The sequence below is a fragment of the Rhodococcus sp. BP22 genome (assembly GCF_014281965.1).
Classification (GTDB): Bacteria; Actinomycetota; Actinomycetes; order Mycobacteriales; family Mycobacteriaceae; genus Rhodococcoides.
This window is the reverse complement of the sequence record NZ_JACFTB010000003.1, coordinates 220,249-242,907: the sequence shown is the minus strand read 5'-3', so window position 1 is coordinate 242,907 and position 22,659 is coordinate 220,249. Positions and strand designations below refer to the sequence as shown.

Annotated in this window: 23 protein-coding genes and 4 tRNA genes; 3 read left to right on the top strand and 24 right to left on the bottom strand. The window is 60.5% G+C overall.

From position 1 onward, the window contains the following. Window positions 1–73: 73 nt before the first annotated feature. From H2510_RS08530 to rplJ, 11 genes are all read right to left on the bottom strand, one after another. The gene (locus H2510_RS08530) at window positions 74–1,321 is read right to left on the bottom strand and encodes an MCE family protein (protein ID WP_186627869.1); all 1,248 of its coding nucleotides are present in this window, start codon (window positions 1,319–1,321) and stop codon (window positions 74–76) included. Continuing rightward, on the bottom strand, window positions 1,318–2,607 hold the full coding sequence (locus H2510_RS08525) for an MCE family protein (protein ID WP_261392835.1): 1,290 nt from the start codon (window positions 2,605–2,607) through the stop codon (window positions 1,318–1,320). The genes H2510_RS08530 and H2510_RS08525 overlap by 4 nt, the downstream gene beginning before the upstream one ends. Window positions 2,608–2,609: 2 nt before the next feature. Next, on the bottom strand, window positions 2,610–3,893 hold the full coding sequence (locus H2510_RS08520; RefSeq protein ID WP_186627868.1) for an MCE family protein: 1,284 nt from the start codon (window positions 3,891–3,893) through the stop codon (window positions 2,610–2,612). Then, window positions 3,893–4,885 (bottom strand): MCE family protein, encoded by a 993-nt coding sequence (locus H2510_RS08515; protein ID WP_186627867.1) that lies wholly within the window; start codon window positions 4,883–4,885, stop codon window positions 3,893–3,895. Before H2510_RS08515 ends, H2510_RS08520 begins: the two co-directional genes overlap by 1 nt. Then, on the bottom strand, window positions 4,882–5,949 hold the full coding sequence (locus H2510_RS08510; protein ID WP_186627866.1) for an MCE family protein: 1,068 nt from the start codon (window positions 5,947–5,949) through the stop codon (window positions 4,882–4,884). The genes H2510_RS08515 and H2510_RS08510 overlap by 4 nt, the downstream gene beginning before the upstream one ends. Beyond that, window positions 5,946–7,301, bottom strand: coding sequence for an MCE family protein (locus H2510_RS08505; RefSeq protein ID WP_186627865.1), 1,356 nt, complete (start codon window positions 7,299–7,301; stop codon window positions 5,946–5,948). The genes H2510_RS08510 and H2510_RS08505 overlap by 4 nt, the downstream gene beginning before the upstream one ends. Beyond that, window positions 7,298–8,158, bottom strand: a complete 861-nt coding sequence (locus H2510_RS08500; RefSeq protein ID WP_084346134.1) for an ABC transporter permease — start codon at window positions 8,156–8,158, stop codon at window positions 7,298–7,300. The genes H2510_RS08505 and H2510_RS08500 overlap by 4 nt, the downstream gene beginning before the upstream one ends. A 6-nt stretch (window positions 8,159–8,164) precedes the next feature. Continuing rightward, window positions 8,165–8,959, bottom strand: coding sequence for an ABC transporter permease (locus tag H2510_RS08495; protein WP_136171191.1), 795 nt, complete (start codon window positions 8,957–8,959; stop codon window positions 8,165–8,167). A gap of 5 nt (window positions 8,960–8,964) precedes the next feature. After that, window positions 8,965–10,173, bottom strand: coding sequence for an ATP-binding cassette domain-containing protein (locus H2510_RS08490; RefSeq protein ID WP_186627863.1), 1,209 nt, complete (start codon window positions 10,171–10,173; stop codon window positions 8,965–8,967). A 397-nt stretch (window positions 10,174–10,570) separates the two neighbouring features. Further along, on the bottom strand, window positions 10,571–10,957 hold the full coding sequence (rplL, locus tag H2510_RS08485; protein WP_084346137.1) for a 50S ribosomal protein L7/L12: 387 nt from the start codon (window positions 10,955–10,957) through the stop codon (window positions 10,571–10,573). A gap of 84 nt (window positions 10,958–11,041) precedes the next feature. Continuing rightward, window positions 11,042–11,623, bottom strand: coding sequence for a 50S ribosomal protein L10 (gene rplJ, locus H2510_RS08480; protein ID WP_084346138.1), 582 nt, complete (start codon window positions 11,621–11,623; stop codon window positions 11,042–11,044). 500 nt (window positions 11,624–12,123) lie between these two features. Here rplJ and H2510_RS08475 point away from each other — a divergent pair, with 500 nt between their 5' ends. Together H2510_RS08475 and H2510_RS08470 are read left to right on the top strand one after the other, a co-directional pair. After that, window positions 12,124–14,094 (top strand): CocE/NonD family hydrolase, encoded by a 1,971-nt coding sequence (locus tag H2510_RS08475; protein ID WP_186627862.1) that lies wholly within the window; start codon window positions 12,124–12,126, stop codon window positions 14,092–14,094. Window positions 14,095–14,102: 8 nt separating this feature from the next. Beyond that, window positions 14,103–15,014: an alpha/beta fold hydrolase gene (locus tag H2510_RS08470; protein WP_186627860.1), complete on the top strand. Its 912-nt coding sequence runs from the start codon at window positions 14,103–14,105 to the stop codon at window positions 15,012–15,014. Window positions 15,015–15,072: 58 nt separating this feature from the next. Here the strand turns inward: H2510_RS08470 and rplA are convergent, their stop codons facing one another. From rplA to H2510_RS08415, 11 genes are all read right to left on the bottom strand, one after another. Beyond that, window positions 15,073–15,792 (bottom strand): 50S ribosomal protein L1, encoded by a 720-nt coding sequence (gene rplA / locus H2510_RS08465; RefSeq protein ID WP_136171187.1) that lies wholly within the window; start codon window positions 15,790–15,792, stop codon window positions 15,073–15,075. 98 nt (window positions 15,793–15,890) lie between these two features. Beyond that, complete coding sequence (rplK, locus tag H2510_RS08460) at window positions 15,891–16,328, bottom strand: 50S ribosomal protein L11 (RefSeq protein ID WP_186627858.1); 438 nt, start codon at window positions 16,326–16,328, stop codon at window positions 15,891–15,893. A gap of 63 nt (window positions 16,329–16,391) precedes the next feature. After that, window positions 16,392–17,222, bottom strand: coding sequence for a transcription termination/antitermination protein NusG (gene nusG, locus H2510_RS08455; protein WP_186627856.1), 831 nt, complete (start codon window positions 17,220–17,222; stop codon window positions 16,392–16,394). A gap of 74 nt (window positions 17,223–17,296) precedes the next feature. Beyond that, the gene (secE, locus tag H2510_RS08450; RefSeq protein ID WP_186627854.1) at window positions 17,297–17,761 is read right to left on the bottom strand and encodes a preprotein translocase subunit SecE; all 465 of its coding nucleotides are present in this window, start codon (window positions 17,759–17,761) and stop codon (window positions 17,297–17,299) included. A 66-nt stretch (window positions 17,762–17,827) separates the two neighbouring features. Next, a tRNA-Trp gene (locus H2510_RS08445) sits at window positions 17,828–17,900 on the bottom strand. Between the two features lie 196 nt (window positions 17,901–18,096). Beyond that, window positions 18,097–18,522 carry a (3R)-hydroxyacyl-ACP dehydratase subunit HadB gene (gene hadB / locus H2510_RS08440; protein ID WP_186627853.1) on the bottom strand — a complete coding sequence of 142 codons (426 nt, stop codon included), beginning with the start codon at window positions 18,520–18,522 and terminating at the stop codon, window positions 18,097–18,099. Further along, complete coding sequence (hadA, locus tag H2510_RS08435) at window positions 18,509–18,994, bottom strand: (3R)-hydroxyacyl-ACP dehydratase subunit HadA (RefSeq protein WP_186628129.1); 486 nt, start codon at window positions 18,992–18,994, stop codon at window positions 18,509–18,511. Before hadA ends, hadB begins: the two co-directional genes overlap by 14 nt. A gap of 157 nt (window positions 18,995–19,151) precedes the next feature. Then, window positions 19,152–19,319 carry a 50S ribosomal protein L33 gene (rpmG, locus tag H2510_RS08430; protein ID WP_084346147.1) on the bottom strand — a complete coding sequence of 56 codons (168 nt, stop codon included), beginning with the start codon at window positions 19,317–19,319 and terminating at the stop codon, window positions 19,152–19,154. 84 nt (window positions 19,320–19,403) lie between these two features. Next, window positions 19,404–19,476: transfer RNA gene (locus H2510_RS08425), tRNA-Met, on the bottom strand. An 82-nt stretch (window positions 19,477–19,558) separates the two neighbouring features. Continuing rightward, a tRNA-Thr gene (locus tag H2510_RS08420) sits at window positions 19,559–19,631 on the bottom strand. A gap of 149 nt (window positions 19,632–19,780) precedes the next feature. Beyond that, window positions 19,781–19,863 (bottom strand) — tRNA-Tyr (locus H2510_RS08415). 155 nt (window positions 19,864–20,018) lie between these two features. Between H2510_RS08415 and H2510_RS08410 the strand changes: the two genes are divergently transcribed. Next, window positions 20,019–20,519: a YajQ family cyclic di-GMP-binding protein gene (locus H2510_RS08410; protein ID WP_084346148.1), complete on the top strand. Its 501-nt coding sequence runs from the start codon at window positions 20,019–20,021 to the stop codon at window positions 20,517–20,519. Between the two features lie 84 nt (window positions 20,520–20,603). Here the strand turns inward: H2510_RS08410 and htpX are convergent, their stop codons facing one another. Then, window positions 20,604–21,464, bottom strand: coding sequence for a zinc metalloprotease HtpX (htpX, locus tag H2510_RS08405; RefSeq protein ID WP_186627852.1), 861 nt, complete (start codon window positions 21,462–21,464; stop codon window positions 20,604–20,606). Window positions 21,465–21,537: 73 nt separating this feature from the next. Then, window positions 21,538–22,557 (bottom strand): polyprenyl synthetase family protein, encoded by a 1,020-nt coding sequence (locus H2510_RS08400; protein WP_186627851.1) that lies wholly within the window; start codon window positions 22,555–22,557, stop codon window positions 21,538–21,540. Window positions 22,558–22,659 lie beyond the last annotated feature (102 nt).

Genomic DNA, 22,659 nt, shown 5'->3' with positions numbered 1-22,659 from the left:
ACTCAGTAACTTAGTTACTTGTCTTCTATCGATCCATCGGTAGGTACACAGCCACCGGCCACGATACCGACGCTTACTTCGGCGACGCTCCAACGAGGGGTGCTAGCTGAGTGGCGATCGGATTCAAGTTGAGCTTGTCCGGATCGACCTTCGGCTTCAGATCCCACGGTTGCGGTGTCGCCGGGTCTGCGAAAACGATCCGATTCGAGCTACGCACACCGGTGATACTGCCCTGCGGTGTTGCACAATTCGCTTGCAAGTTCAGCGGATAGTTTTCCTGGGTCAGATCGAAGTTCGGGTTCTTCGCCTTCTCCTCGTCAAGAATTGCCTGCGAAGCCTCGTAACCGATGGTGCACGGCGGTGGATTGTTCGCTTCCAGCAACAGACCCTGGTGAATCGTCCCGTCACCCGGTGTGAGAGTGCCTGCTCCCGCAGCCAAGGCGGGCAGGAAGATCAGCAAGGGTCTCAGTGCCATTGCACGCGGTGCGGCAAGCGAGGTCACCGAGTTGATGTTCGTCAGATCGGTCGTCAACGCAGGGCCGCCCTCGGCGATCAAGGCACCCATCTGATCGCTTGCCGCTGTCCCGGTATTGATGAGACGCCTGATATCGGGGTCGCTGCTTCGCAGCTGGGCGGTGACATTGTTCAAATCGTTGCTGAATTGCCGAATCGACGAGGACTGTTCGGACTGCGTGTCCAGAACTGTTCGGGTGTCGCGAACGAGCGCGAGCGTCTGGGGTAACGCTTCGTTACCGGTCTCCGTCAGTGTTCCGAGCGAATCGATCAGTAGCTGCAGGTCGTCGCCCTTGCCGTTGAAAGCGGTGCCGAGTTCCTTCACTACGGTGGTCAGATTCTTCGTCGGAACCGAACTCACCAGCCGATCTGTGCTCGCGAGCACCTCCTCCACCGGAACAGGAGTCGCGGTGTTCGCCTCGGTGATGATCGAACCGTCTTCCAGATACGGTCCCTCGTCGCTGGTCGGCTGCAGATCGACATACTGCTCTCCGATTGCGGATCTGTTGGCCACTACTGCTTTTGCCGAAGACGGAATGCTCGGACCGCCATCGTTCAACAGCAACTCCACGTTGATGCCATCCGAGGTCAACGACAAAGCGCCGACAGTTCCCACTGGCACACCTCGGTAGGTCACTTCGGCATTCTTGAAGATGCCCCCGGAGTCCGCGAACTGAGCATTGACGCTGTACTGCCCGAAACCGAGCAGGTTGTCGAGACGAACGTACTTTCCGCCGACGTAAAGAACGCCGAGCACGGCGACGAGGACGAACGCGATGAGCTGAAATTTGACCAGCCTCGACCTCACTGTCCACCTCCGAATTGCTCGATCAGATCATTGAGCGGACCGAACGGCGTCGGTTTCGCCCCACCGTTCGCAACGGCAGATACCGGCTCCGTTCCCGGTGCCACCGGCACACCGGGCGCAGGTGCGGGGGCAGGAGTGATCGGCGGCAACGGCAGCAACGAGACGGTCGGCCAGCCTGGGCGTGGGCCGTTGCCGTTGTAGTACGGGTTCGTCGGGTCGACCAACGGCAATGTGTCACCGAACTTCGGCGGGATGTACACCGGGTCGCCCTCTCCGACACCGAAGTTGCGTAGCGCAGTTCCGATCGTCAAGTCGAGTGAGAGGAACAGATTGGCGGAGTTTCCCTGAGTTACCTCTTCGATGCCGTCGGGGAATGGAAGGGTCGGAACCAACGGCAACGAGGAGACGATGTCGTCCGCCGAGGCCGCAAGTGCTTGTAGCGTCGGCCGCAACGCGCGCAGATCGGCGATGAGATTGTCCTTCGACTGCTCGATTACATCGGTACCGACAGCGCCGAGACGATCCAACTGAGACAACATCTGAGTGAGCTGCGGACGCTGCTGCTCCAACGTCTCGGTAGCGATCGGGAGGTCCTGCAACACCCTGTCGATCTTCTCCGTCTGACCACTGACCTCGGTCGTCAGAACATCGAGTCCGTCCAAAGCCCTCGTGATGTCGTTGCGCTGCTCATCCAACCCGCCGATCAGCGTGTTCGCCTGCTCGAGCAAACTTCGGGTCGTCCCCTCGCGACCGGCGAAAGCCGCGTTGAGCTCCTTCACGATCGGAGCGAGCTGTCCGACGCCACCGCCGTTGAGTAACAACGACAAGGCACCCAGTACCTGCTCGATATTGATGGTCGCGCGAGTCCGATCCAGGGGAATCGTGTCACCGTCGGATAGCTTCTGCGGATCCGCATCACCCTCGGGCACCGTGAGCTGGATGAACTTCTCACCGAGGATCGACGTCTGTTCCACCGCAGCAAAGGCATTGGCAGGCAGATCTACCGAGTTGTTGACGACGACACCTACATTGGCCGTCCACTCCCCGTCCGCGACTGTGATCGAGTCGACGCGACCGACCTGGACGCCGTCGACCTTGACTGTCGACTGTGGAACCAGATCGAGAACGTCCTCGAACTGAAGGGTCAGGTGCATCGGGTCACTGCCGGTGTCCGCGCCACCTGGTAGTGGAATCGAATAGACACCCTGCGAGCACGCGGTAGCCGACAATGCGACGACGGTAGCCCCAACGATGGCGACGAGTGGGCGCCTACCCATTTTCGACATGCTCACTGTCCCCCTCCAAGCGACTGCTCGATCCCGGGCAATGGGGTGCCACTGCTGAACCGCGGTGAGACGGTCCCCGGCACGGTTCCCGGAACCGCATTCCTCTGTTCCTTTTCGCCGCTGAGCAATCCGAACGGAAGGACTAGATCCGGATTGTCGAGAACGGGCCCCTGGATCAGCTTGGTGAACTCACCACAACGGTCGATGATCGGTTGAATCTGGGCGCCCAGTTGTTCGAATCGCGGGTCGCCCGGCACGAGCTTGCCGAGGTCGATCAGCTTGCACACCGTTCCCAGCGGATCTTGAGTCTCACCCTGCAAATTGGCACGGGATGCAAGGGTTCCGGACTCCGCGTCGTACGAGTTGACGAGATTACTGATGGCCAGAGGCAGCAGGGTCAGCGTTTCGACCAGCGAATCCTTTCGATCGGACAGCGTCTGCGTCGGCTGCACCAAGCCGTTGGCGGCTGTGACGAGCTGTTCGCGGTTGTCTGCGACGAACACAGCGACGTCACCGAGCGAGATCGACAGTTGATTCAATGCAGCGCCGAGGTCGTCGCGTTCTCCGTTGAGGAAGCCCGTCAGGTCTGCGAGCTGATTGTTGAACTCCCGAACCTGCTGATCGTTGGCAGCAAGCGCCGACACGAACGTCTGCAGGTTCTTCACCGTGTCGAACAAGTCCCCGCGTGAGTCGCTGAGAGTTCGCGATGCCTCGGACAGCTGAGTGATCGTGTCCCCCAATGCCTCTCCGTTGCCATCGAGATTGGCTGCGCCGGTGTTGACCAGATCGGTGAGAGCGCCGTTCTTGTTGGCCCCGTCCGGCCCGAGGGCAGTGGAGAGTTCGTCGATGCTTGCGTAGAGCTGATCGACCTCGACAGGGGTCGCCGTGCGCTCACGCGGAATCACTGCGCCATCTGCCATCGTGTCGCCGCCGGTGTATGCGGGGGCAAGCTGAACGTATCGGTCGGACACCAACGACGGCGTGATCTGAGCGGCCTTGGCATCCGCGGGGATGTCGACCCCACGCTGGACGCGCATCTTCACCTCGACTTGGTCCCCCTGTGGCACCACTGAGGTCACTTGCCCTACCTCTACCCCCAGCACGCGCACATCGGAACCGGAATAGATTCCGACCGACTTGTCGAAGTAGGCGGTGATGTTCGTCGAACCAGCGCGGGTGAGCAGCCACCAGCCACCGACTGCGACGACCAGGGCGACGATGACTACGCCGATGATGACAACACGGCCCCCGCCTGCCTTCTTCACGGATTCTCCGGTGTCACTCATCAGTTGCCTCCCAGGTCTTGCGCAGGCTGACGGTAGCCCGGGATCAGCGGCAGGCCAGGAGGCGTGAGGTTGGCCAACGTGATGTCGAGCCAGCGTCCGTTACCGACGACGTTGGCGTAGAGCCGCACGAAGGGTGCGTAGAGCTCCAGTCCACGCGAGAGCGCGTCGTTGTTCTGGTTGAGAATGTCGATGACTCCGTTCAACTGCTGGAGCATCGGGTTGATCTGCTCTTCGTTGTCACGAACCAGCCCTGTGAGCTGTGTCGACAGGCGCTGAACGCCGGTCAGGAGCTGCGAGATCGACTGCTGCCGGTTGTTGAGTTCGGCCAACAATGGGCCGGCGTCGGTGATGAGGCGGTTGAACTCTTCGTTTCGGTCGGCGAGAACCTTCGACGTCTTTCCCGTCGCCTCGAAGAGCTTCTTCAGATCCGTGTCACGGCTGGCGATGGTCTCCGACAACCGGCTCACCCCGTCCAGCGACGCCCGAACGTCGGCCGGGGTTTCGGAGAACGCTTGCGAGAGCGCCTCGAAGCTCGATGCCAGCTGCGGGGTGTCGATATCGGTGATGGTCGATGCCGCGTCGGAGAACGCGTCGATGACGTCGTACGGGGACGTGGTGCGCTCCAACGGGATCGGGTCCTTGGGTTTGAGCACAGCGTCGCCGCGGGGGTCGATAGCAAGGTATTTCTGACCCAGCACAGTCTTGATCTGGATGGATGCGGACGAGTTGTTGCCGACCCATGCGTCCTGGACTCGGAAGTCGACGACAACACGGTCACCCGCGAGTTCCACGGAGTCGACCTTGCCTACCTTGACCCCGGCGATGCGAACTTCGTTGCCGGGCTTCAGGCCTGCAGCTTCGGAGAACTCGGCGCTGAACGTCGAGCCGGCCCCGAGAATCGGAAGCTTGTCGAGAAAGAAGACCGAAATTGTCGCAAGCAGCACGATCGAAATGCCGAGCGCGCCTAGTACCAGCGGGCTGCGCTTTGTCATCCTTGGATCCCCCCAGCTTTGCAACGCGAAGCCGAATTCGTGTACAGCGGCTGATTCACGGTCGGAAGTCCTGTCGGCAAATTCAGATTGGGTGAAGAACCCGGCCCTGCCTTGATGTCGAGACCGCACAGGTAGAAGGTGAACCACGATCCCTGCTGTGCGGTACGAACCAATTTGTCGAGCTTCTTCGGCAACGTCTGGATTACCTTCGTCAGGTCATCTTCTCGGTTGTTCAACGTCGTCGCCAACGTGTTCAGTGCAGCGATCGAACCCTGAATCGCCGGACGTGTCGGTTCGAGCAGACCAGCCGTCGCATCGGTCAGGCCGGCGAGTGAAGTGACGGCCGAGCCGACAACCTCACGATCGGCGGAAAGTCCCGACACCAATTGCTGGGTATTGACAATCAACGAATCGAGTTCCTTGTCATGCTGATTGACCGTTTGCAGCACCGTATTGAGATTGGTGATCACTGCGCCGATCACCTGGTCCTTGTCTGCAACGGTGTTCGTGAGGCTCGCGGTGCTGCGTACCAACTCCGAGATCGTTCCCGACTCACCCTGGAACACCTGAATGATCTGGTACGACAGCTTGTTCACGTCGTCGGCGTTGAGTGTGGTGAACAGCGGACGGAAACCGTCGAACAGCGTCGTCAGATTCACAGCGGGTTTCGTCTGCGAGAGCGGAATCGTCTCACCCGGGTTGATCTTGCGGCCTTGCTCACCAGCCCCCTGCTCGAGCGCGATGTAGCGCTGACCAACCAGGTTCCGGTACCGCAGATTCGCAGTTACGGTGGCCGGCAGCCAGTCTCGACCCGAAACCGAGAACTCGACTTCCGCCTCGCGCTCGTTGACGATCTTTATGTCTTTGACGTCACCGACACGGACGCCTGCGATACGGACCTCGTCGCCCTTGTTCAGCGACGCTACATCGCTGAACACAGCGCTGTACGTCTCGCCACCGCCACCACTGATGTTGGCAATCGAGAATGCAAGCGTCGCGGTGGCCAAGATCGTCACCACTGCGAACACGATCAACTTGACGAGTGGAGCAAGAAGTCCCCTCATTTGATGGTCACCTCCGCTCCTCTCAGTGCCGGTGCTCCCAAAGACGTCGTCCACGACGGAATCTCGCCTGGGGCCACTCCCCCTGCCTGGCCGTAGATCACTGCCAGAGTGTCGCGTTCGAAATCGGAACCCTCGTAGCTTGCCGGTGCGGCATCACCGGTCGCAGCCCTGGGCACTGCCGAGTACTGCGGGGACGGTAGCTCCGGAACATCCTGCGGCCCTGGGTTTCTCGACGGAACCTGGTAGGAGCCGTCGTTCGCCGAACCACCCGGGTACTGGGGAAAGAACTCTCCCGCAGCAGTATCTGCGGGGGTATAGCAGCGCGGGCCGCGATCGTCGAACAGTCGCGGCTCATCCTGATTTGGTAGATAACGACCCTTGGGATTGACGAAGGACGCCGAGACATTGATGCCTCGATACTCGTCACCGACGCCGATCACCTGCTGCGCACGCGCCACGATAGGAACGAACTGAGCAAAAGTGCATCCGAACGACGGCGAATACTCCGCCAACAATCCCAACGCCTCCCGCGAATCGGCAGCGATAGCGATCAGATTCGACGAGTTGGCCTGCAGAAAATCGGCCGTACTCGAACTGGTCGAGGTCAACGAGGAAATCAACGTATCCACCGCAGGACGCTGTTCTACCAACGTGTTTCCGGTGACGCTGAGATTGTCGAGAGCATCGATCAGCTGCGGAGCCGCATCGGAATAGGTCTCGGAGAAGTCGGCGAGGCCACGCAGACCCTGTTGAATGTTCGGGAGTTCGGTATTCAACCCTTTGAAGATATTTTCCAACCGGTCGATCGTGAAGCCGAGCTGTTCACCGCGCCCGCTCAGCCCCTGCGCCAGCGCACCGAGCGTACTCGCCAGGTCCTGCGGCGGAATCGCTTCGAGCAACGGCAACAGATTGTCGAGCAATTGACCGACCTCGATCGCATTGCCGCTGGTGTCCTGTTTCAGCACAGTGCCGTTGGTGATCGGCGATGCCGTATCACCAGGTGGGACTATCAGCGATACGTACCGCTCACCGAACAATGTCTTCGGAAGCAGCCGTGCCGTGGTGTTCGACGGGATCAACTCTGCCTTGTCCGGATCGATCGCCAGATGTGCAGTGACGACTCCGTCTTGGGTAGACGCCGAGCGCACCTCACCGACGATGAGGCCGCGGACCTTGACGTCTGCGTTGGACGGCAAGGCGTTGCCGACCGAATCGGTCACCAGATCGATACTGACGACCTTCTTGAAGGTCTTGTTGTACGACGTGATCGACCATCCGACGAACAGGATGAGAATCAAGAAGAAGGCAAGACCGAGCAGAGTTCGCCTCAATCGCGATGGCGAGTCGATCATCCGGCAACCCTCACTGTGGTGGTGGTTCCCCAGATAGCGAGACTGAGGAAGAAGTCCAGAACAGCAATCGTCACGATGGCAGTTCGAACAGCGCGTCCCACGGCGACACCCACGCCTGCCGGACCGCCCGAAGCATGGAATCCGTAGTAGCAGTGGATCATGATCAACACGAAGGCGAAGATCAACACCTTCAGGAACGAATACAGAACGTCTTCCGGCGGTAGGAAGAGGTTGAAGTAGTGGTCGTACGATCCGCCGGACTGACCGTTGAAGATCGTGCTGATCCCACGCGAAGCGATATACGACGCGAGCAGACCCACGATGTACAGCGGGATGACGGCGACGAAACCGGCGATCATGCGGGTCGTCACCAAGAACGGAACGCTGGGGACTGCCATGACCTCGAGCGCGTCGATCTCCTCCGAGATGCGCATCGCCCCGAGCTGCGCTGTGAAGCCGGCTCCTACGGTCGCGGACAGCGCGAGACCGGCGACGATGGGGGCGATCTCGCGAGTATTGACGTATGCGGACAAGAAGCCGGTGAGGACGGAACTGCCGAGCTGCTCCAGTGCGGCATAGCCCTGTAGTCCGACGACGACGCCTGTTGCGCCGGACAGCATCACGATGACACCGATGGTGCCGCCGATGACGGCGAGTGCACCGCTACCGAAGGTGACTTCTGCAAGAAGACGCAGAACTTCCTTCTTGTAATGAATCAGAGTCCGAGGTATCCACCCGATGGCACGGGCGTAGAACGACATTTGCTCGCCGGCCTTGTCGAGCACGTTCAGTGGTGCACTCGCAACGCGTTTCACGCGCATGAGGGTACGGTCGCCCCGACCTTTCGAGATGGTCATTGCGGGTCAGCTTCCCTTCGCCGGAACAACCTGGAGGTAAACCAGGGTGAGAATGAGGTTGGCGAAGAACAACAACAGGAAGGTGATGACCACCGTCTGATTCACTGCTTCACCCACGCCCTTCGGACCCGGGTTGGGGTTGAGACCCTTGTAGGAGGCGATGATTCCGGCGATGAGGCCGAAGATGGCCGCCTTCAATTCTGCAACGTAGAGATCCGGAAGCTGGGCGAGCGCCGAGAACGACGAAAGATAGGCGCCCGGCGTACCACCTTGAAGAACAACATTGAAGAAGTAGCCGCCGGTAATTCCGACGACCGATACGAGGCCGTTGAGCAGCAACGCGATAAGGATCATCGCAAGGACCCGAGGGACCACCAGTCGGTGTACCGGATCGATACCCAACACACGCATTGCGTCGATCTCTTCGCGGATCGTCCGCGAACCGAGGTCAGCGGTCACTGCAGAACCGGCGGCGCCGGCAATGAGCAGTGCCGTGACAATCGGGCTTCCCTGCTGAATGACTGCGAGAACACTTGCGGCGCCGGTGAAGGACTCTGCACCGAGCTGCTTGATCAGCGACCCGGTCTGAAGTGAGACGACAGCACCGAATGGAATGGCAACCAGAGCCGTCGGCAAAATTGTGACGCTGGCGATGAACCAGGCCTGCTCGATGAACTCGCGGAACTGAAAAGGCCTTCTGAATGTGTTCCGTGCGACGTCTACGAGCAGTTCGACAATGTTTCCGGCTTGCGCAATTGCGGCTTCCGCCGGAGCGAAAACGGATTTTTTGGAACTGCCCATAGCTCTTACTGTCCCCGCCCCTGCGATGGGCTGTGGCCCGGGTCGTTGTGCCCGGTCTCGTAACCAGCGTTGTCGTACCCGGCGCTGTCCTGACCCGGGTTGCTGTAACCGGAGTTGTCATAGGCAGCGTTACCGTAAGCAGCGTTGTCGTTGACCTGGCCCTGACCTGCTTCGGCGTAAGTGCCTTCTTCGTACGAGCCCGCGCCACTGTAGGCCGGAATATGATCACCCGGGTCGGTGGTGTCGAGGCTTTCCTGAATGGCGACCTGTGCGCTGTGCGGGAGCGTATGCATGATCTGGCGTACTCGTTCCTGACGACGCCCCACTGCCTTGCGCACCGGTGTACCTGGGGTGGCCTTCATCTGCGGGACAATGCCTTCGACGTCCTCGACACCGCCGGCATGGTGACCGGCATCGACCATCGCCTGTTCCTGCGCCATCTGCGCTTCGTCCTTCTCCTCCGACATTCCGATCGGTCCGATCATCGTGCCGTTCAAGAACTGCTTCACCACCGGCTCGTCGGAGGTCAACAGCACCTCGCGGGGACCGAACATAACCAGCTGACGACGGAAGAGCATCCCGATGTTGTCCGGGACCGTCCGCGCCAGGTTGATGTTGTGCGAGACGATCAGAATGGTGGCATCGATCTCGGCGTTGATATCGATCAAGGTCTGCGAGATGTAGGTCGTGCGCACTGGGTCCAAACCGGAGTCCGGCTCGTCGACGAGGATGATTTCCGGGTCGAGTACGAGGGCACGTGCCAGTCCGGCGCGCTTGCGCATACCGCCGGAAATCTCACCGGGAAGCTTCTCCTCCGCGCCGATCAGACCCGTCAGCTCGAGCTTCTCCATCACGATCTTGCGGACGTCGGACTCGGACTTCTTCGTGTGCTCACGAAGCGGGAACGCGACGTTGTCGTAAAGATTCATCGATCCGAACAATGCGCCGTCCTGGAACAGCACCCCGAACAACTTGCGGATCTCGTAGAGCTCCCTCGAGGAGCACTGCAAAATATCTGTCCCGTCGATGAAGATCTTGCCGTGCTCAGGACGGAGCAATCCGATCAACGACTTCAAGAACACCGACTTACCCGTACCCGACGGCCCCAGCAGCGCACTGACTTCACCCGACGGCAACGTCAAAGAGACGTCCTGCCAAATCTTCTGTACACCGAAAGACTTGGTCAATCCCTCGACCGAAACCTCGACTCCCACGCTGACCTCCACAGTTCGTTGACATCGACCCTCATGTGGGTTGCGTCACTCTATCGCATGTAAGTGTCCGCACCGACAATGGAGCCTACTGCCGAGTAACAACATCCTCGAACCCGGACCCGGATCCTGTAGTCAGTGTGACCCATCACAGGGCGGCACGCGGGCAACTCGCCGAATTTTCGCCCGGGTCCGAGTGGGGGCGCTGCGAACGAGCGCCGGTCTGTCGTCGAACACTGTTTACTGCGGATTGATCGACCATCCGGTCACCATTCGGCGCGCAAAGCAAAAGGTACGCTCCAAAAGAATTCACTCCCGAGAGCACAAAAAGGGCCATTCCCGTTATGGGAATGGCCCTTTCGTTGTAACAGAACAGACCGTGAAGACGGCCCATCAAGAATTACTTGATGGAGATCTTCGCGCCTGCTGCTTCGAGCTTCTCCTTGGCTGCCTCGGCAGCATCCTTGGCGACCTTCTCCAGGATGGCCTTCGGAGCGCTCTCGACGAGATCCTTGGCTTCCTTCAGGCCCAGGCCGGAAACGACCTCACGGACGACCTTGATGACCTGGATCTTCTTGTCGCCAGCCGACTCGAGCACGACGTCGAACTCGTCCTGCTCTTCTGCAGCCTCGGCCGGAGCGCCGGCTGCGCCTGCAGCGGCAACTGCGACGGGAGCGGCTGCGGTGACCTCGAAGGTCTCCTCGAATGCCTTCACGAACTCACTGAGCTCGAGGAGGGTGAGCTCCTTGAACTGGCCGAGCAATTCTTCGGTGCTGAGCTTCGCCATGGTGGCGGGTCCTTCCTGATAAGTACTCCAGTCGCTGATCCGCGACGAAAGTGTTTCGGGTTGAGCTGTTCGCTGGTGCGCGGATCAGCTTTCGGCGGGAGCTTCCGCCGGGGCTTCTGCTTCTACAGGAGCCTCGGCAGCTGCAGGTTCTCCTGCTGCCTTCTTCTCCTGCAATGCGAACGCCAAGCGGGCGAACTGCGATGCGGGAGCGTTGAACAGGCCTGCAGCCTTCGACAAGTTGCCCTTCATGGCACCTGCGAGCTTTGCCAACAGGATTTCGCGCGACTCGAGGTCGGCGATCTTGTTGATCTCGTCCACGGACAGCGTTGCGCCGTCCATGTAGCCGCCCTTGATGACCAAGGCCTTGTTGTCCTTAGCGAAGGCCTTGATGGCCTTCGCAGCGTCGACCGGCTCGCCCTTGATGAATGCAATGGCGGTCGGTCCGACGAACAATTGGTCGAGCCCGGTGATACCGGCCTCGGCAGCTGCACGCTTGACCAGGGTGTTCTTGGCGACGGAGTACGTGGCACCATCGCCAAGTGCACGTCGGAGCTGCGTCAGACCGGAAACCGACAAACCGCGGTATTCCGTGACGACAGCAGCCGTCGATCCCTTGAACTGTTCGGTGATCTCCGATACTGCTGAGATCTTTTCGGGCTTTGCCATACTTCGCCTCCTCTCGTTGAGGTTTTGTCGATCGCGAGAGGGCCGGAAAACGACGAACGCCCCGGGCGCAGGAAGCACACGGGGCGTAGACATACATACGGCTCGAAGGCCGTACAGCAGGTCCCTGACCTCGTTCTCCTGCGTGGGTCGTCCGAACATGCTCGGACCTTCAACCGCATACCTCTCAGGACGTCCTGGAATCAGAACAAGCCCTCGAGAAAGGCGGTGACCAACGGTCTTGGGTAGAACTTGATTTGGGCGGATCATCCCGCGGCCACTCGAAAGTCACCGTGATCAGAACCGTCGCCCAGGTTACCTCAGCCAGGGCGCCAACTCCAAAACGAGCGGTGAACGGCAGGCCTGGTTTCCACAAGCGCTGCACGCACAGCATGGTCGGCACCCTGTGACCACGCACCGACTACTCGCCGAACACACTGCCAGTTGGGACAATATTGTCCTGTTGAAAGACAAACCGCGTCGATGACTGTTCAATCAGATGCATGACGGCAGCACAACTACGTCCATTGCTTCGCCCCGGCCGCGCTCCCGGGTCGGGAAGCGAGCGCGACCCCAGCGGGGGTACCGCAGCTCAGCGGTGGCGTGCACTGATCGACGAGCACCCTCTCCACCCGAAGATCGCCATCTCGAAGAACGTACGAATCCCGATGAGCGACGGCGCTGTGCTGCGCGCCTACGTCTTTCGCCCCGCCGATGCATCGGGACGTGCCGTGCAGGCCGAATTTCCTACCGTCCTCAACATCACGCCCTACAACAAACTGCTCATCAAGGGGATCGACTCGGTCCTCGACACTCCGGTGCTCGGCCCCCTGATCAGAAAGTTCTCTGCATCATTCGACCTGTTGGGCACCCCGTTCGATGGCATCACCGAGATGACCAGGGTCGTCTCAGGTGGAGCCGCCGACCTGATGTCGGTCAATCGCCATCTGGTGCGTAGTGGATACGTGCAGATCATCGTCGACGTTCGCGGAACCGGGTCATCGACGGGAACATGGGATGTTCTCGGTACCCGTGAGCAACTCGATTCACTCGAGATCATCGAATGGGCAAGGACCCAGGGATGGTGCAACGGTCGAATCGGAATGGCAGGAATTTCGTACTCCGCGATCAACGCGCTCCAGTCTGCTTCCAAACGCCCCGCCGGACTCGAGGCAGTTTTCGCCGTGGAAGGGTCGGTGGACATAGTTCGGGAAATCTTCGCGACCGGTGGTGCGCCGTCGCTGTTCATTCCGTTGTGGCTCACCGCAGTCAATGCGCTCAAGTGGGCACCGTCCCTCGGCGATCTCGAGTTCTCGGAATGGCTACGGGACCGATTGCGCTCACCCGCAACCGATCTCCTGGACCTGGCAAGAGGTTTCGTCACAGGCGGTGATCCGCGAATCTACGACGTCGACTACTACGACACGATCAACGCGACGATCGAGGAGATCACTGCCCCGACGTTTCTTTACGGCTGCTGGCACGACATCTTCGGCGGATCGGCGCCCGATATCTACAACCGGCTGTCACTACCGCGCGGAGACAAACAACTTCTCGTCGGCGACGGCTACCACGGGAACCCGGGTATCGGATTCGGCGAACCCGGGTTTCCACCACGACTCGATGTGCTCGAGCGCGCCTGGTTCGACAAGTGGCTTCGCGACGAGGACAACGGAATCGAAAACTACGGACCCGTCACCCTTCGCCAGCAAGGCGGACAGTGGACCGCGCACGGCAGATTCCCCGCACCGCAGGCGCAACCCACGCGCCTGTATCTCTCGGCTGCGACGTCGGGGACGGCGCCACATGCGGTGGACGATGGAAGTCTCGGGAGCTCACCCGATGGGACATGCGGTGAATTCACAGTGCGGCCGTCGTTGTGGTCGATCATCTCGCGCGACACCACTCAGGTTCTTGCAGGCATCCCCGCCATTCTCGGTGGTGGATTCACCTATGACAACAGAACGGCCGAGCGGGGGGCACTGACCTTCACCACGCCCGTCGCCCACTCCGACACCGTCCTTTCGGGTCCGATGAACCTCCACCTCCGAGTGGTGTGTCATGCCCCGGAAGCACTATGGGCGATCATGCTGTGCGACGTCGATCCGCACGGGCGATCCACCGTCCTGACCAACGGCGCGCTGTTGACTACACGTCGCGCGGTGGACGACGAGTTGTCCCTCTACGCACCCAACGGTGACTACACCCGCCCGCATCACCCGCTCACGGCAGCGACTCTCCTGCCTGTTCCCATCGGTCGGCCGTTGACTCTCGATATCGATCTACTGACCACCGAAGCGATGATCGCAGCGGGCCACCGTCTCCGGGTCGACGTCTTCCCCACGGACGCACCACGATTCATGCCCATTCTCCCGGATCTGCTGCGCACGCGAGGGCGAAGACAAGACCTGATCCTCGACCCCGAGCACCCGAGTTTCCTCGTGGTTCCGCTACTCGGCGAACCTGGCTGGTAAGGAGAACCATGCACTCCACAACGGGTTTCGCGCCCTCGAATTCGATCGAGATCGCCTACGAGGACATGGGCAATCCGAACGACCCCGTGGTTCTGATGATCATGGGCCTGAGCGCCCAGATGACGTTGTGGCCACGCGAGTTCTGCGAACGGATTGTCCGGCAAGGCTTTCGAGTCATCCGATTCGACAACCGCGACATCGGCCTGTCCACCAAGATGGACGGCCACCGTATCGAAGGTTCGATGCTGCTGCGGTTGTTGCGTACCGAACTCGGTGCGTCCAGCAAAGTTCCATACACGTTGAGGGACATGGCACTCGATGCGCTCGGACTGCTCGACTACCTCGAGATTCCGCGGGTGCACGTCATCGGCGCATCGATGGGCGGAATGATCGCGCAGGTATTCTCCGGCCTGTATCCGGAGCGAGTATCGAGCACCGCAATCATCTTCTCCAGTACCAACGAGGCCTTCCTGCCGCCACCTGATCCACGGGCGTTGCTCCCACTCATGAAGGGCCCAGGACCGGATGCAACGCGCGAGCAGATCATCGCGCACTCGGCCAATACCCGTCGGGTCATCGGCAGCCCTGCGTACCCGACACCGCTCACCGAACTACTCGTGACAGCCGGTGAGATGTACGACCGCAACTACTACCCCGCGGGTGCACTCCGCCACATGGCTGCAGTTACCGGAACCGGCAGTCTGCGGCGCATTGCCGCATCGATCACTTCCCCTTCCGTCGTGATCCATGGACGCGCCGACCGGCTGATGCGGCCGGCAGGCGGAAGGGCCGTCGCGCGTGCGATCGAAGGATCGAAACTGCATCTGATCGAGGGCATGGGGCACGACCTCCCAAAGCAGCTGTGGGACGAAATCCTCGGCGAGTTGTCCACCAACTTCGCGAAGGCCGCAACTATCTGACGCAAAAAGGCCGGCCCCATCGAGGGGGCCGGCCTTTTTTCTTGTCGTTGCGGTGTGACTACGCGGTCACATCGTTCTCGAGAAGGTTACGCGTGCGGGTCGGGTCGACCTGAATGCCCGGGCCCGTCGTGGTCGATACGGTGATCTTCTTGACGTAGCGGCCCTTCGCGGAAGACGGCTTTGCGCGCAGGATCTCGTCCAGTGCAGCGCCGTAGTTCTCCACCAGCTTGGTCTGATCGAACGACGCCTTGCCGATGACGAAGTGCAGGTTGGCCTGCTTGTCGACACGGAAGTTGATCTTGCCGCCCTTGATGTCGTTGACGGCCTTGGTCACATCATTGGTGACTGTGCCCGTCTTCGGGTTCGGCATCAGGCCACGCGGTCCGAGGACGCGGGCGATGCGGCCGACCTTGGCCATCTGATCGGGAGTAGCGATCGCTGCGTCGAAGTCCAGGAATCCGCCCTGAATGCGCTCGATCAGATCCTCGGCGCCGACGACGTCGGCTCCTGCTGCCTGTGCCTCGATAGCCTTCTCGCCAGCGGCAAAAACAATAACCCGAGCGGTCTTGCCGGTGCCGTGGGGAAGGTTGACGGTGCCGCGCACCATCTGATCGGCCTTGCGAGGGTCGACACCGAGACGAACAGCAACCTCGACGGTCGGATCGAACTTGGTCGACGCCGTGTCCTTGGCCAACTGTGCTGCTTCCAGCGGCGAGTACAGGTTGTCAGCGTCGATCTTCGCTGCCTGCTCGAGGTACGCCTTACTTCTCTTTGCCATGTTTACTGTCCAATCGTTGGTTCAGAAGTGGTTGACGGGCCTGGCCGGCCCTACCACGTCGTACGGTTGCCAGCTCCTGGTAGAAGCTGACGAGGAGGTCATCCCTCTACGGTGATACCCATCGAGCGAGCAGTGCCTGCGATGATCTTCGCGGCCTGATCGATGTCGTTGGCGTTCAAGTCTTCTGCCTTGGTCTTGGCGATCTCGCGCACCTGCTCCATGGTCACCTTGGCGACCTTGGTCTTGTGCGGCTCGCCCGAACCCTTGGCTACGCCTGCTGCTTTGAGGAGCAGTTTGGCTGCCGGCGGAGTCTTGAGCTTGAAGTCGAACGTGCGGTCTTCGTAAACCGAGATCTCAACCGGCACGACGTTTCCGCGCTGCGACTCCGTCGCTGCGTTGTACGCCTTGCAGAACTCCATGATGTTGACGCCGTGCTGACCCAGCGCGGGACCGACGGGAGGGGCCGGGTTGGCCATTCCTGCCTGGATCTGGAGCTTGATAATCCCGGCTAGCTTCTTCTTCTTCTTCGGGGGCATTTCTTTTTCCTTGTATTCGCTCGGGTTTCTTGCGGTTGCTACTGCAAGTTGTGAGGAGGCCGGCTAGATCTTGGCGACCTGGGTGAAGCCGAGTTCGACCGGAGTCTCTCGACCGAAGATCGACACCAGAACCTTGAGCTTCTGCTGCTCGGCGTTGACCTCGCTGATGCTGGCCGGAAGGGTCGCGAACGGGCCGTCCATGACGGTGACCGACTCGCCGACCTCGAAGTCGACCTCGATGGTCGGCTTCGAAGAAGACTCGCCCTGGTCGCCGGACGCCTTCGAGTCCTTGGCGTCCTTCTTCGAGCCTTCCTGCGGCATCAGGAACTTGACGACCTCGTTGATGGTCAACGGGGAAGGGCGCGAGGTAGCGCCGACGAAACCGGTTACACCGGGGGTGTTGCGCACCGCGCCCCAGGACTCGTCGTTCAGTTCCATGCGGACCAAGATGTAACCCGGCAGAACCTTGCGGTTGACCTGCTTGCGCTGGCCGTTCTTGATCTCGGTGACCTCTTCGATCGGAACCTCGACCTGGAAGATGTAGTCGCCGACGTCAAGGTTCTGAACTCGGGTTTCGAGGTTGGCCTTGACCTTGTTCTCGTACCCTGCGTACGAGTGGATGACGTACCAGTCGCCGGGGGCGCGCCGCAGCGCAGCCTTCATCTCCGCAACTGGGTCCTCGGGTTCGGCTGATATGTCAGCATCGACACTTGAATCGGCGTCGTCACCTTCGGTCGGAACGTCTTCACCGGCGGCTGCCGCGACGTCGGCCTTGATGGCTTCGTCGGTCTCGCGGTCCTGAGCGGCCTGCTCCGCTTCGAGGCCCTGCTTGGTCGCCTCGACATCGGCGTCGAATGCGGCCACTTCGGTGGCGTCGTTGTGCGGCGTGCTCACAGCAGCACCCTTTCTTTCGTTTCGTGCGTGTCGGCGGTCGTCGACCTGGTCGTCGCAGTGTTGGTCGTGAAGTTTCAGCCGAACAGCCAGCCGATACCCTTGATGAACGCCAGATCCGAGCCGCTGATGAACGCAACCATGAACACCACGAACGCGAGCACTACCGAGGTGTAGGTGACCATCTGCTTGCGGTTCGGCCAGATGACCTTACGCAACTCGGCGAGGACCTCACGAAGAAACTTACGCAAGCGCTTGAAGATATTCATGCGCTTCGGCTGACGAGTTCTGTCAGCACGAGTCGAGATCTTGGCTGTCGACGACTTGGTGACGGAGACCTTGCCGGATGATGCTCCATCGGCAGACTCTGCATCCGACGCACTGCGCGTCCGACGAGTTGTTCGTTTGCCGGTCGGCCGGACCGCTGCTGTCGAATCGGCTGCACCCTCGGTGGCAGCTCGGTCGGCGGTGCGGGCCGCGGCGTCGTCGGGCGTCGACGAGTCCTCGGACTGGTCGTCGCGCTTTCCGCGCTCCTCGCTCACCGTCGTTCCTCTCAGTAGCTGACACCGTTGCAGCCCCCGCCAATGGCGGGAGACGAGCAACATGGGCAGGGGCGACAGGACTTGAACCTGCAACCTACGGTTTTGGAGACCGTTGCTCTACCAATTGAGCTACGCCCCTTCGGCACTACCCGCACGCGGGTGGAACCGTTCTGGAATTACACAACACTGCGTTACACAACATACGCGCCAACCCTGGACTTTCGAAATGAGAGCCATGGCAGCGCGCAGGGCTGAGTAACCCCAGAAATCTCAGTGTACTGCACGGCGTGTAAACCCTGAAATCCCTGCGCGGGATCAATGGATCGACAGACCGGTTACGCCAGACGAACGGTCGCAGTCGCCCGTCCGAAGATCTTCTTGCCTTCGAACTTCGCGGTAATCGCAATAACTGCCGACTTGGACTCAGGATCGACCGATTTGACTTTGCCGGTGTATTCCACGGACGCGGCCGAATCTGCCGGAACGTACACCGAGCTGGTGAAACGAACGTTGTACTCGGTGACCGCACCTGGATCGCCGAGCCACGCTGTCACAAATCCCGCCCCGAGACCCATCGTCAACATGCCGTGCGCTATCACGTTGTCCAAGCCCGCAAGCTTGACAACCTCGTCGCTCCAGTGGATCGGGTTGGGATCTCCGGACACCCCGGCGTAATTGACCAAGTCGCCACGAGTGAGTTTGACGATACGATCGGGAAGTTCCTCACCGACCGTGACATCGGCAAATCTACGAAGCGCCATGCATGATCACGTCCTTCACTGCGTGGGCGATGTTCTCGTCGACTTCGCCTCCCGTACGGGCCACCAGTGTTGTCCAGGTGGTCTGCACGAGTTCACCGTGTTGGTCCGTGACGATGTTCTTCGTCGTGATGATGTCGCTACCACTCATCTGACGGAAAGATTCGAGGTGCACGTCGCACGTGAGTTCGTCGCCGACCTGGATCGCCTTGTGAAACTGCAGACGCTGATCGGTCTGAAGAATCTGACTCGGGTCGTAACCGGTGATGATCTCTTTGAACATCTTCGACTGAGCGATGATGCCGACGAGCGAGATGAAGGTCAGCGGCGCCAACAGGCCGTCGTAGCCGAGTGCCTTGGCGGCATCCTCGTCATGGTGCGCCGGATGCAGATCCTGAACGGCACGAGCATACTCCCGCACCTTTTCGCGACCGACCTCGTACGGATGGTCCACCCTGTAGTGGTGGCCGACCATACCGGCAGCATGCGCGGCGGGATCTTGAACTAACTCTGTCACGCGGTATACGAACCTTTTCTACCCAGGACGCCGCAGACGTTAGGGTTCGAAGAGTAAGCCCAACGCGTGGCATCGACTCCGAACGAAGAAGAGCGGCCGGCGAACCGGCCGCTTCCTAACGAGATTCGCGGTGTGAGCGGTGCGTGCCGCAGTTCGGGCAGAATTTCTTCAACTCGAGGCGATCGGGATCGTTACGACGGTTCTTCTTCGTGATGTAGTTGCGGTGCTTGCAAACCTCGCAGGCCAAGGTGACCTTGGGCCGCACATCGGTGGAGGAGGCCACTGGACGCCTACTTTCGGGTAAATCTGATCCGGTTAATCAGGACTGTGCTTACTTCTGGTGCTGCGTGTATCTGGTCTTCTTGTGTAGCGGTGACCGGACTTGAACCGGCGACGCAACGATTATGAGTCGTTTGCTCTACCAACTGAGCTACACCGCCTCAGGTGCTCACCCCTACACCTTCTCACTTCCGAGTGTGTAACCGAAAGTAAGGGTGCCGACGCGAACCATCCAACCCAGCGAGCCCCCTAACGGAATCGAACCGTTGACCTTTTCCTTACCATGGAAACGCTCTACCGACTGAGCTAAGGGGGCGTGGCGACAAGCACGGCAAGCCGTGCACTGAAGCCTTCAAGAGGTTACACATTCCTAGCGTCGAGTACCAAATTGCGTGCTCGGCGCCGGTGAAACGCAACTCTTCAAGTAGAAACCCCAGCGAGTCGAAACTCGCCGGGGCTCCTGGGTGGCAGATGTAGGATTCGAACCTACGTAGGCATACGCCGACGGATTTACAGTCCGCTCCCATTGGCCGCTCGGGCAATCTGCCGTGCTTGCACCGGAGAGATTCGCTCTCCTCGATGCGGTTTGAAGAATACAACGAACGTGCCCCTCGAACGCAAACCGGGTGCATAGAGGCCATGCAAACGGGCTAACGTCGGGGTAAGTGCCTTGCGCAATTCGATTCGACACAGGAGTAGTCAAGTGGCAGATTCGTCCTTCGATGTGGTGAGCAAGGTCGACCGGCAGGAGGTCGACAACGCAGTAGGACAGGCGGCGAAGGAGCTGTCGACGCGCTTCGATTTTCGCGGCTCCGACACGACGATCGAGTGGTCGGGCAGTGGCGAATCAGAGGTGATCGTCATCACGTCCGAGAGTGAGGAAAAGGTCAAGGCCGCGCTCGACGTGTTCAAGGAAAAATTGATCCGACGCGACGTCTCACTCAAGGCGTTCGAGGCCAACGACCCGTCGCCATCCGGCAAGATCTACAAGGTCACCGGCAAGCTGGTACAGGGAATCACCACCGAGAACGCGAAGAAGATCACCAAGAAGATTCGCGACGACGGCCCCAAGGGCGTCAAAGCGCAGATTCAAGGGGACGAACTTCGCGTCAGCAGCAAGAAGCGTGACGATCTGCAAGCCATTCAGTCGATGCTCAAGGGCGAGGACTTCGGCATCGCACTGCAGTTCGTCAACTACCGGTAGGTGATCGACGTGGGTTGATACGACGGGCTTGATACGACGTAGGTGGGTGAGACGTGAGCTGAAGCTCACTTTCCACCTACGTCGTCAGCCGCCCATCGCCATCCGCTCGAGTCGCTCGATCCGCTCAGCCATCGGCGGGTGAGTCGAGAAGAGCCGTCCGACCTTCTCCCCCGCTCTGAACGGGTTCGCGATCATCAAGTGCGACTCCGCGGCTATCCGCGGCTCAGGCGGCAATGGGGCGGCCGCAATGCCGCGCTCCAACTTGCGTAGCGCCGATGCCAACGCGAGCGGATCACCGGTGAGTTCGGCGCCCGACTGATCGGCCTGATACTCCCGCGACCGCGACACCGCGAGCTTGACGACGGTTGCCGCGATGGGTCCCAGCAACGAAACGAGTATGAGCGCGACCGGATTGGCGCCCCCGTTTCCGCGGCCACCGAACATGGACGCGTACAGCGCAAAGTTCGCGAGACCGCTGACCACTGCGGCCATCGCCCCTGCGACGGAGGAGATCAGGATGTCCCGGTTGTAGACGTGAGAAAGCTCATGTCCCAGAACGGCTCGGAGTTCACGTTCGTCGAGGATCGCCAGGATGCCGGTGGTGCAGCACACAGCCGCGTTCCTCGGGTTACGACCCGTGGCGAACGCATTGGGACTGTTGGTGGGACTGATGTACAGCGCCGGCATGGGCTGATGCGCGGTGGTGGCCAGCTCGAGCACGATTCTGTACATGGCGGGTGCCTCGAGCTGAGTCACCGGCTGGGCACGCATCGATCGCAGTGCGAGCTTTGCACTGTTGAAATAGACGTAGCCGTTCATTCCGACGGCAAATACGATCGAGCCGAAGAGTATGACCGGGCTCCGAAACAGTGCACCGATGAATACGATCAGCGCGGACATCGCGACCAGCAGCCCGAACGTCTTTGCCCCGTTTGCGAAGCGCAATGGTGCCTCTTCCTCGAGTGTCGTGGTTGTTCACCGTGAGAACGTCCACGACACTCGGCAAGGTTCCCTGCGGTCAGCCCACTCGCTCGACGGTGTAGTGGACCAGGCGTCCCAGCGCGTCGTTCGCGGCACCCTGTGGGAGCTTCGCCAGCTCGGCATAGGCCTTGTCGGCGAACTCTTGCAGTGTCGCTTTGGCCTTTGCCATTCCTGGCGAGCGTTCCAACAATTGGAGTGCTTCCGCCAATTCGGCGTCGTCGGTGACGGGCCCGTCCAGCAGTACTCGGAGGCGGTCGCCGTCGACGCCCTGCTCGGCGAGTGCGTAGAGCACAGGCAGAGTGTGGACACCTTCGCGCAGATCGGTGCCGGGAGTCTTACCGGACTGCTCGGACTCCGAAGAGATGTCGATGATGTCGTCGGAGATCTGGAACGCCGTGCCTACGGCATCGCCCAGACGCTCGAGGCCGGCGACATGGTCGCTGTCCCCGCCCGAGAACGTCCCGCCGAACCTTCCGCACGCGGCGATCAAGGACCCGGTCTTCTCCCACACGACCTTGAGGTAGTGCGCGACGGGATCCTGGTCCGCTTTGACACCGATCGTCTCGCGCATTTGGCCGGTGACCAGCTCCGCAAACGTCTCGGCGATGATTCGGACTGCTTCGGGACCGAGCGTTGAGACCAGCCGCGACGCGTGCGCGAAGAGGTAGTCGCCTGCCAGGATCGCGATGCTGTTTCCCCATCGCGCGTTGGCGCTCTCGGCGCCACGTCGCATCGAGGCTTCGTCCATGACGTCGTCGTGATAAAGCGTAGCCAAATGGACGAGCTCGACGACCGTCGCCGCGGTCACCACTGCATCGTCGGTCGGATTGGGTCCCAGCTGGGCAGTCAGCACGGTGAACAACGGGCGGAAACGCTTTCCACCTGCCCGCGCGAGATGCAACGCGGCCTCGGTCAGAAAGTCTTCGCCATCGGACAGTTCCGAGATCATCAGATTCTCGACGCTGACCAAACCTGCGGCCACGGTTCGTGCAAGCTCTGGATCGACCAGATCCACCCCGGCAACGACCGTCGATCCGGCCGCGTCGTCTGTGCTCACGTTTGTTGGTCCTGTCCTCGGTGTCTTGAACGGATCTGAAATCTCGTCTGTTGGTCGGCGCCCCCGGATACCCGCTACTACCGTAGTGAATCTAGTGCGCGC